Origin of the sequence: Thioalkalivibrio sp., assembly GCF_041685615.1 — a bacterium.
Lineage (GTDB): Bacteria > Pseudomonadota > Gammaproteobacteria > Ectothiorhodospirales > Ectothiorhodospiraceae > Thioalkalivibrio.
Window position 1 is genome coordinate 54,677 of the sequence record NZ_JAWLFK010000011.1, and the last position, 2,395, is coordinate 57,071.

A 2,395-nucleotide genomic window follows, 5' to 3' on the forward strand; every position below is an offset into this window, starting at 1 on the left:
CGCCCGACCTGGATCCAGGCACCCATGTCCAGGGCGCGTAATTGTTCCAGTTGTTCCAGCCGCTCCAGCGCCGACGGCGGCTCGGCACTCATGCGCCGAAGGAAACCGGCACGGTAGGCATACAGCCCCAGGTGGCGGGTGGCCTGCTCCAGCGCCGGCGCCTGCCCGGCACGCCGGGCCTCGCGGTCCCAGGGAATGGGGGCACGGGAGAAGTACAGGGCCCGCCCGTTGCGGTCCGTCACCAGCTTGACCTGGTTGGGGTCGGTCAGGTCCTGCGCGCAGCGGATCGGCACACCCAGCGTGGCCATGTCCGCCTGCGGGTTCTGCCCCAGCAGGGCCGCCAGGTCGTTCAGCAGCGGCCCCGGGGTCAGCGGCTCGTCGCCCTGCAGGTTGACCACGATGGATTCGTCGCCCCAGCCTTCGGCCGCGGCGACCGTGGCGATGCGATCGGTACCCGAGGGCAGCGCAGGGTCGGTAAGGAAGGCCTCGGCCCCGCACTGGCGCGCCACGTCGAGGATACGCTCGTCATCCCCGGCCACGATCACGCGCCGCGCGGCGCTCTCCTGGGCACGGCTGATTACGTGCGCGATCAGCGGGCGCCCGGCCACCGCGGCCAGCGGCTTGTCCGGCAGCCGGCTCGAGGCCATGCGGGCCGGGATGACCACGACAAAGCCTGTCATGCGGACGCTCAGGCCTCGCGCCAGCGTTCCTTCTCGTCCTCGGAGAGGACCCGCGCCTCGTCCTCGAGCATCACCGGGATGTCATCGCGGATCGGGTAGGCGAGACCGGCGGAGACCGAAATCAGCTCCTGATTCTCGCGGTCGTACTTGAGCGGCCCCTTGGTGACCGGGCAGACCAGAATATCGAGCAGACGCTTGTCCATGCATTACCCCAGGTGTTTGAGCCGGCTGACGGTTTCCAGACGCGCGAGCAGCGCCGGCTCGAAAGTGGTTGGCAACCGGGCCGCGATCGGCCAGTACCAGTGATTGTCCTGCGCGAACGCCCGGCATTTTACGGCATCCTTCTCCGTCATCAGAACCGGCAGTCCGTCGTCGAACCGGATCTGGTGCGGCAGGAAGCGGTGATGATCGGGAAACGGATGCCGGATAATACCGATCTTCGCCTCCTCCAGGGTACGGAAGAAGCGTTCCGGGTCGGCGATTCCGGCAATGGCATGGGCGTCGCGCCGGGCAAAACGGTGGGGCTTGCGCCCCTCCTCCGCCCCGTCGACCCGCTGCAGGCGGCTCGACGGGACCAGTTCCATCGGGATCTCGCCGGGTTCCGGCTCGCCATCGGTCACGACAACGAAGTCGGCCCGCTCGCGGGCCCGCCTGGGCTCCCGCAGCGGGCCCGCGGGCAGGCAAAGCCCGTTGCCGAACCGGCGTTTCCCGTCGACCATCAGGATGGTGATGTCGCGTGGCAGCCGATGGTGCTGCATGCCATCGTCGGCGATCACCACATCGACGCCCTGATCGGTCAGGGCCCGCGCGCCGCGCACCCGGTCACGATCCACCTGCACCGGCACGCCCGTACGCCGCGCGATCAGCAGCGGCTCGTCCCCCACCAGGACCGGGTCCGAATCGGCCGTCACCGCGATCCCGGCGACGTCCCCGCGCCCCCCGTAGCCGCGGCTGACAATCCCCGGCCGATAGCCGGCCGCGCGCAGACGCTTCGCCAGCCAGATCGTCATCGGGGTCTTCCCGCTACCGCCCAGTGTCAGGTTGCCCACCACGATCACGGCCTTCGCCGGAATGGCGATCTCGCGCCGCAACTGCTCCTGGCGCTGGCGATTCCACTCGGCCAGGCCGGCATAGATCAGCGACAGGGGAAACATCGCGGCCGCGAACGGTCCGCGATGGCTCCACTGGTCCCAGAGCCGGGCACCGAGCCATGCCTGTACCGAACCCATGGCTACCAGTCCCAGACCTGCTGCAGAACGGCATCGAAGTTCGCGTCCACCTGCCGCCGCTCGCCCCAGAAACGCCGGCGGGCCGCATCGCCCTGCCGGCGCCGTGCCGCCGGGTCGTCGCGCAGCCCCTGCCAGGCCTCCAGTACCGCGGCGGGTTCGCCCAGCACCGCACAGGGCACCGCGGACGCCGGCGTCTCGCCAAGGCTCACCGCGGCCCCGCCGGCCATACCCTGCCACAGGGCCTGGCGATTCGGCGCAGCCAGATGCACCGCGTGGGCCGCGCTGGCCGCGGCCGCAAACCAGCGCCGGTCATCGAGGTGCAGGATTGTCCCCGGTTCCAGCGCCGAGCGATCCCAGATCGAGACTGCGAGATCCGCGCCCGGCAGTTCGGCCGCCCCCGCATCCTCGCGCAGGCTCGCCAGCAGGATGTCACTCCGCCCGAATCCGGAGGCCTCCCAGGCCGCACGCCATGCGGGCCACTGGCCC

General features: G+C 70.4%; 3 protein-coding genes and 1 pseudogene. All 4 read right to left on the bottom strand.

Annotated features, from left to right (window positions below; all coding sequences use genetic code 11):
- The coding region (gene kdsB, locus ACESLR_RS03875) for a 3-deoxy-manno-octulosonate cytidylyltransferase (protein WP_373024489.1) at positions 1–680 on the bottom strand (680 nt) is incomplete at its 3' end.
- Between the two features lie 8 nt (positions 681–688).
- Positions 689–883, bottom strand: coding sequence for a Trm112 family protein (locus tag ACESLR_RS03880; RefSeq protein WP_018866918.1), 195 nt, complete (start codon positions 881–883; stop codon positions 689–691).
- 3 nt (positions 884–886) lie between these two features.
- A complete protein-coding gene (lpxK, locus tag ACESLR_RS03885) occupies positions 887–1,909 on the bottom strand; it encodes a tetraacyldisaccharide 4'-kinase (protein ID WP_373066683.1) in 1,023 nt (340 codons plus the stop codon).
- Positions 1,910–1,911: 2 nt separating this feature from the next.
- Positions 1,912–2,395 (bottom strand): annotated as a pseudogene (locus ACESLR_RS03890) (hypothetical protein); the annotation flags it as partial.